Below are 7,235 nucleotides of genomic sequence, written 5' to 3'. Positions count from 1 at the left end.
GGTGCCGGCCTTCCGGCCGGCGGTGACCACGCCCGTGCCCATCACGTTCGCCACGCTCGAGTCCGAGCTGGTCCACGTGACCTTCCGGTCCGTCGCGTTCTCCGGCAGGACCGTGGCGGTCAGCTGCGCGGACGCGCCGGCCTTCAGGCTCAGCTTGCCATTGGACACGCCATCACCCGAAATCGACACGGAGGAGACCGGAACGGTCGTGTCGCAGGTGATCGCGGCCAGGGTCGCGGTCGAGCCGTCCCACTTCACGATGCCGCCGTTGTAGTCCAGGCCCGGCTGGCGGGATCCCGGATACTGCTGGCTACCGCCGTCGTTGAAGATCACCTTCGCGTTCTTGGCCAGGTTGTCAGGCACTTCGTACTTATAGCCGGTTTGGTCGCAGTTGTCCGCCTTGGACATCTCCACGCCCGGCCACTTGGCGTTGCTCGCCGCGGTGGCGCCATCGCCGGTGTACACGTACGCGTACATCTTGCTCCAGCCGGCAGGCTTGGTGGCGTAGATCGTGTTCTTTGCAACCGGAGGCTGCGGCCTCACACCAGTCAGCGTCAGCGTCACGGTGGCGCTCTTGCCGCCGGCCTTGGCCGTGATCTTCACCGTGCCGGCCTTGAGGCCGGTCACCTTGCCGGTGGAATCCACGGTGGCGAGATCGGTATCGGAGGAGCTCCAGCTCACGGAGGCGGAGCCGCCTGCCGGATCGGTGGTCACCGATGCCTTGAGCTGCAGGGTCTGCGTCGAGGACAGGTCCATGGACGTGTCGCCGGAGATCGTGACCTTCGTCACCTTCGAGGTACTGCAGGCAAGATCGCTCCACGTGCTGCTGGACGGTTGCGAAGTGTCTCCGTTCCAAATCTGCGTTCCGGTGGACTCCAGTCCTGCCGCATCGATATCGGTATCGGAATCGGCGGGATACTTCGTGGACGTGCCTGTCTTGCCGTCAGTGAAGATCACGCGGTAGGTGGTATCTCCCCAATCCGGAAGCTCGTAACGATACGTGCCAGCGGTCTGTCCGCAGGAATCGCCATCAGTGACGGCGGTCATGGCCTCGCCAGGCCAAGCGGCGTTCTCAAGCTGCTCGTCGGCGGACGGGTCATCGCGGTACGCGTACACGTACAGGTTCTGCCAATTGGAAGGTTTCTTCGCGTACACGACGCGTTGCTTGAACGCGACCTTCGTATACGTGGCTGTGTATTCCAGCGCCTTGCCGGATTTGGTGCCGGTGCCGGTGACGGTCAGTGTCACGGAATCTCCCTCGTTCATGCCCTCGCCGATGGTGAGGCTGTCGCCGTCGACGAAGGAGCCGTTCTTGCCGTTGCTCAGCTTGTAGCTGAGGTTCTTGGCGTTGCGGGCGCTCAGCGTCACCTTCATGGTGTCGGAGGAGAACTTCTTGCTGGCAGTGGCGGAGACGGATTCCTTCACGCCCGGGGTGAAGTAGACGCTCACGGCGTTGCCCTTGGCGGTGCCGGATTCGATCTTGCCGTTCTTGACCACGATCTTGCCGCCGTTCACCTGGTCGGTGTACGTGCCGTCGTCAAGCTTGGTCGGAGTGCCGGCCAGATCCTGGTCGCCGCCCATGTTGGCGATGCTCACGCCATCATCTTCCGACTTGTTATCGGTGGCATAGCGCTCCACCATGAGGCAGGAGTTGTTGTTCTGGTTGGCACCGCAGTTGCGCAGGTACTCATCCTCGCCGTCCATGGCGTTGCGGAATTGATTGACCGCCACGACTTCGGGTTTCTTCCACTCGTCATCACCCGCATCGCCCAGCTGGCTGGTTTCGGCGAACTGCGGCTTGTTGCCGCCGGAATCCTTCGGACGGTTGAAGAACAGGGGAGCGCCGCCCTTGCGCGCGCCGACGATGGCCCAGCCGAATCGGATCTGCTCGGATGTCAGATACGTGGATTCCTTGTCCTCGTTGGCGTAGTTGTCGTGCGACTCCACCCAGGTGACCAGGTGATCGTCTGCGATGCCGGCGCCTTGCAGGCTGTTCAGGTTACCCGCATTGAGGTTCTTGTTCCACAGCGCGGCGCGAATCGCCTTGCCGTAATCGGAAGCGGTGGCGCCGCCGCCACCCTTGCCGTACTTGGCGTACAGCGCCGCATACGCCTTGTAGTCCAGTCCGGGGTCGCCCTGCAGCACTTCGCCGTACTGGTATTGCGCGCCGTTCTGCAGAATCACGTCCCAATACGTGGAGTTGTCGAATTCGCCAGGAAGCTCGACGTGCTTGCCCGCGTCGAAACGGAATCCGTCGACGCCATCATCCACGGCGGTCTTCAGGAAGTCGTGCATGCGGCTTTCCACCGTCTTGTTGGCGGTGTTCAGATCCCACAGGCCCAGCAGCTGGCAATGGGTCACCTCCCAACGGTTGGAATAGTTGATGTTCCTGCCGTTGCAGGCGTTCTTGTCGTGGAAATATTCAGGATTCTGCCAATCGGAGTCGATGGCGTTCCAGTCGGCGGTGAAGTGGTTGGCCACCACGTCCACGATGATACGGATGCCATGGGCGTGTGCGGCCGCGGTCATCTTCTTCAGATCGGCTTCGGTGCCGACCACGAAGTTGCCGATGGAGGTGTTGGCCGGCTGGTATACGTAATACCAGTTCTCGGTGAACTTCTTGCCGTTGGCGGGCACTTCCTTGATCTTGCTCATCGGCTCGGTCTGGATGGAGGTGTAGCCGGCTTCGGCGATCTCATCCATATGCTCCGTGATGGTGTTGAACGACCACATCCACGCGTGCAGGATGGCGCCGTTCTTCATGTTCTTGGTCAGCCCGTACTTTTCACGTGCCGCCTCGAACGTGGGATTGCCGGTGGTGTCGGCATAGCTGTCGCGGCCGGTGTTGGCTTGCGCCGCAGTGCTGGCGATCGCCAGTCCGCCGAGGGCGGTCGCTGCGGCTGTGACGCCGACGACCACCTTCTTGCTGATCTTCAGACCCAGCTTCTGCCAGGCCGGGGTTGGTTTCCGGTGCCTCATAGCTCCTTGTTCCTTACTCCATGGCTCCCCGTGAAGGGGTCCCATCTTCTTTGATAGCGTTTGCACTATTGCAAACGTATATTTTCCATTTTACATCTGCGATAAGGAACGAAATTGTGAAAAGTGGCGGAAAATCAATGAAAATTGTTGCTGAAAACTTGTTTCGTTTCATGAAAATGTTTGCATAAATGTGGAATCGCAAACACCCTATCGTAATACCTTCGTCGTCGTTTCCTTCATGCGAGACCCGGTTTTCCAAGTCTTGCGCTGGACGATGGGTCGTTCTGCAAAAAAGTTGCCGTTTGCGCAAATGGGAATAAGGGGTTGCCGGAGCGTGGGCATGATCGCATCGCGTCACGCTCTGCCAGAAAACCATGCCAAGTTTCTGACAATGTTGCTATCATGAGTCTGGTATGTGCCGACGATGATGATCATATGGCGTTGGCGGCGGAATGCGAAGTGTACTGGCCATGAAATGGGGAGAATATGGCAGTTGAGGATAATGGTTTTCCGAAAATGGAAGACGATCCGGTTGATTTGTTGCGCAACAATGCGTTCGATGACGATTGGAATATTCCTTCGCTGAGCTTCCCGAAGATAGATGAGGACACTTTCGGCCTGTCCAATGCCGTCGTTCCGCCGCAGAACGACTCCGAAACGGAGAAGATCACAGTTGTACCGGCGCAGAGCGACGCTGGAAAGGAAAAGACCACGGTCGTTCCAGTGCGGAGCGATTCCAAAGCGGAGAAGACTACAGTCGTTCCGTTGCGGAGCAACTCCGACATAGAGGAAACTGCGGTCGTGCCGGCTGAATCGTTGACATTCGACGGTGCGGCCGAGCCTTCGCATTCCGCCGTTCCTGTTAGTGGTGGAATAGACGATCTGGAAAAGCTGGCCGAGGACGATCCCGAACACGATCCGCTGAAAACCGTTCCCGTACCGCCGAAAAAACCATTGCCGACCAAAAAGATAGTCCTGGCCGTCATCGTCGCGGTGGTGGTGATCGCACTCATCATTGCTGGCGTGCTCGCCGCACGCTCCAAAGACAAGGATCAAAGCAAGCGCGACGCAATCGCCCTGTGCGAAAAAGCGCAAAGCAAATATTCTAAGGCAAGCAAGGCCTTGGAAGACGCGATACGAAAGGCGTCCGGCATGCAAAAGCTCACCAAAGACCAGGTTTCCGACGGGAACGCGCTGACGAAACTGAACAAGAGCGTCGAACAAGGCGAACAGCTTGCTTCCAGCAACATCACCACCGAATGCTCCGCATCGCTCGCCCAGACCGTGCTGGAATCCAGAGCGAGCAATATGAACAAGCACAGCGGCGATATGCAGAAGCGGGCCGATGCCGTCGCCTCGGCCGTGAAAACGGTCGAAACCAGCAAGAAGACGCTGGAAACCAAGAACGCGCGCGGCGCATTGGATCAGGCCATCTCCACCGCCAGCACGTTGCTTGACAACTCCAACGGACAGGTCGCGGATGATGCGACGCGTGACGCGCTTTCCCAGGCGATTGACGCCGCGCAGAAACTGATCGACGGCAAGAGCTCCGACGTCCAGGCAATGCAGAACGCGGTGAAGGCGATCTCCACGGCCACGGATGCGGTGAACGCTTCCATTCAGGCGGCCCAGGCGGCAGCGGCGCAGACGAATTCGCAGAGCGACTCGCAGAATGATTCGCAGAATGGTCAGTATTCGTACGGGTACCAGTATGGCAATGGCTGGGAGAATCACAATAACGCTGGTGGTACTGGAACTGGTGAACAAAAGAAGTCTGACGACACGTCTGAGCAGCCTTCTCCTGATAATGCAAATAAAGATACTAATGACAATCAAAACGCTTCTGGAACCCCGCAGACTCCTGCTGGCTCCATCAGCGGAACGGATTCCAATACCAAACCCCAAACTAATTAATCGCACAACGTTCGCCGATACGTCAGCGGATATTTAAGGGTGTGCCAATCGATTTATGTGAATCGTAAATCGTTGTCGCACCCTTTTAAATTGCGCTGCATGCCAATTATGTTGCGGTCGAAACGATAATTATTAAATTGAAATATGATGTACACTTATTTTCGGTAGTTGTTTTTCCGTAAGGAAGGTTTTATATGTCTATTCTGGACGGTTTCAAAGAAGTTGGCGAGAGTTCCGGCGGCAAATTGACCATGACGATCATGCTCGAATCCGTGCGTTTCTCCAAGAACGTCAGCTCCGTGCTGGGATTCCCGGAATACGTCAAGGTGCTGGTGAACTACGACGAGAAGAAATTCGCGATCCAGAAGTGCGATAAGAAGGACGAGTACGCGATTCGTTTCGCCACCAAACGGCCGGGAGAGGCGTCCGCGGTGACGCTGCGCAACATCGACCTGCTCGTCGCCACGCAGAAATTCTTTGAATTCCCTGAACTGGATGATCCTTCGAGGATCGAGTTCTACGCGCTGGACGGCGTCTACTATTCGGATGAGCAGGTGATCGTGTTCGACGTGGAGACCGCCAAGAACGGCACGGTCGGCAAGCGCGGGCCGAAGGCTGGTTCGCATCAGAAGCATCCGCGTAAGCCTAAGGACGATGCCGAATCCGCCGAGGCCGCTAAAACCGCTGAAACTACTGAAGCCTGAGGATTCCATCCGAAGAACCATTCTACGAAAGGACGTCATCCGCAAATGCGGACGGCGTCCTTTCGTATTTGCGCGACGGACGTGACTTTTTGCGGTGATTTTTCAATCGGACGCATCCTCGCATATTTGCGCGTTCCTATGGTCTTTCTCTTTCCTATAGCCTCGTTTCCTGTGATTTCCTTTTTCGCGGTCTCTACGCGCGTCACACGTCCTGCCGCAGAATATTGCGTTGCCTTGCAATCGTCATCGAAAGCTGCAAAAGAAAATCCTTGAATTTGCCGCGATCGCGCAAGGTCTCGGCGTTGACGGAAAGTACCTGCCATCCGGCCGAAGCCAATGCCGTGCGTCGTGCCTCGTCGCTCTCCCAATTATTGGCATGGAATTTGCCGGAATATTCGATCGCTATTTTCAAATCCGGAATCGCGATATCAAGAAAAGCCGTCCTGCCGTCCGAAGTATTCAACGTAAGCCGATGATTGACCACGAACGGGCCATAGCCGGCGCGGTGCATGCGGAATCGCAGACGGGTCTCCATGCATGAATCGGTATTTTCGGCAAGTAGTTTCGCGGCTGCCTCGCATTTCCTGCGATGCGGGAATGTGGAAGGAAGCTCGTCGAGCAGCGTGGTGAAATTTTCGGGGGAGACGTGCACATGATAATAATTGCGGCGCATCATCGCGTCGCCAAGCACCACCAGCTCCTCAAGTGTGAGGTACGCGGCCATCTGCGCCCATAGCAGGAGCGGATGCACCGTGAAAATATGCGGCTCCACGAAAACGGGAGCGTACTTGCTTTTCTCGAAGGAGGAGAACGGCGGTGTCTTGCGGATTCTTTTCGGACGTTTTGCGTTTTGTGCACTTTGTTCGTGTTGCTTGTGTTGTTCGTATTGTCCGTGTTGTGGTTTTGACTGTGTCTGCTTGGATTGGTCGGCGCGTTCTGCTGTGTGGTTGTTTTGTCGGACTGTTGTTTGGGTTGTTTGGGCTGGTTGTGCTGTTTGATTTGGTTGCGCTGTTTGACTTGCCTGATCCGCTTGAGCTGGTTGATTCGGTTGTTCAGGTGCTCGATCCGGAGGAAGCGTTGCGGTGTATGCATGGAACTTCACGCCGTCCAGTGAAGAGCGGAATCGCGCCTCTTCCACCACGATGTGCAGATAGTCGAGCAGCTTCGCCTTGTCGTAAAGGGCGGGCATGTCGATCAGCAGCACTCTGATGGCGGAAGTGAGACCAAGCACCACGTCGGTGCGATATTTCTTGCGGATTGCCCGAGCGCGTTGCAGCTCGGCGAACTGCGCTTCGAAAAGCGTGCGTGCCATGTCCTGAGGTGTTTGCGCGTACATGTCGGCAAATGTAGATGATGGAGGACGGTCCGCGCCACCCGAATATGAAAATCTGTGGAAAAGTGGATAAATAACGCGTCCGAATCCGCTATGTGGATAAGTGCGTGTTGTGTTGTGTGCGTTTGTGTGTGCCGTGTGCGCGGTGTGTATTGCGTGTGCAGCGTTTGTGTGAGTCATGTGTGCCGTGTACGTGCGTTTGTGCGTGTGCCGTGTGCGTCGCGTTTGTTCGTGCCGCGTATGTGCGTGTGCCGTGTATCTGCATGTCTTTGTTTCTATGTGTAGCAATTACTATTTACGTAGTT

At 56.7% G+C, this 7,235-nt stretch carries 4 protein-coding genes; 2 read left to right on the top strand and 2 right to left on the bottom strand.

What is annotated here, in order from left to right:
- Positions 1–2,979 (bottom strand): starch-binding protein (locus tag ACR0P8_RS07990; protein ID WP_432624577.1); only part of this gene is annotated, 2,979 nt, incomplete at its 3' end.
- A gap of 486 nt (positions 2,980–3,465) precedes the next feature.
- Here ACR0P8_RS07990 and ACR0P8_RS07985 point away from each other — a divergent pair.
- Both ACR0P8_RS07985 and ACR0P8_RS07980 read left to right on the top strand, forming a co-directional pair.
- Complete coding sequence (locus tag ACR0P8_RS07985; RefSeq protein ID WP_432624576.1) at positions 3,466–4,893, top strand: FIVAR domain-containing protein; 1,428 nt, start codon at positions 3,466–3,468, stop codon at positions 4,891–4,893.
- Positions 4,894–5,087: 194 nt separating this feature from the next.
- On the top strand, positions 5,088–5,597 hold the full coding sequence (locus tag ACR0P8_RS07980; RefSeq protein ID WP_432624575.1) for a hypothetical protein: 510 nt from the start codon (positions 5,088–5,090) through the stop codon (positions 5,595–5,597).
- Positions 5,598–5,799: 202 nt separating this feature from the next.
- Here ACR0P8_RS07980 and ACR0P8_RS07975 read toward each other — a convergent pair whose 3' ends face one another.
- Positions 5,800–7,110 carry a hypothetical protein gene (locus tag ACR0P8_RS07975; protein ID WP_432624574.1) on the bottom strand — a complete coding sequence of 437 codons (1,311 nt, stop codon included), beginning with the start codon at positions 7,108–7,110 and terminating at the stop codon, positions 5,800–5,802.
- Between the last annotated feature and the right edge of the window lie 125 nt (positions 7,111–7,235).

The organism is Bifidobacterium sp. (genome assembly GCF_050874245.1).
GTDB lineage: Bacteria > Actinomycetota > Actinomycetes > Actinomycetales > Bifidobacteriaceae > Bifidobacterium.
This window is presented reverse-complemented; position numbering and strand designations above follow the sequence as displayed.

Bases quoted from the DNA above. Each gene is read 5' to 3' on its own strand.
- ACR0P8_RS07985 (WP_432624576.1), top strand. From the start codon at position 3,466: ATGGCAGTTGAGGATAATGGTTTTCCGAAAATGGAAGACGATCCGGTT.
- ACR0P8_RS07980 (WP_432624575.1), top strand. From the start codon at position 5,088: ATGTCTATTCTGGACGGTTTCAAAGAAGTTGGCGAGAGTTCCGGCGGC.
- ACR0P8_RS07975 (WP_432624574.1), bottom strand. From the start codon at position 7,110: ATGACTCACACAAACGCTGCACACGCAATACACACCGCGCACACGGCA.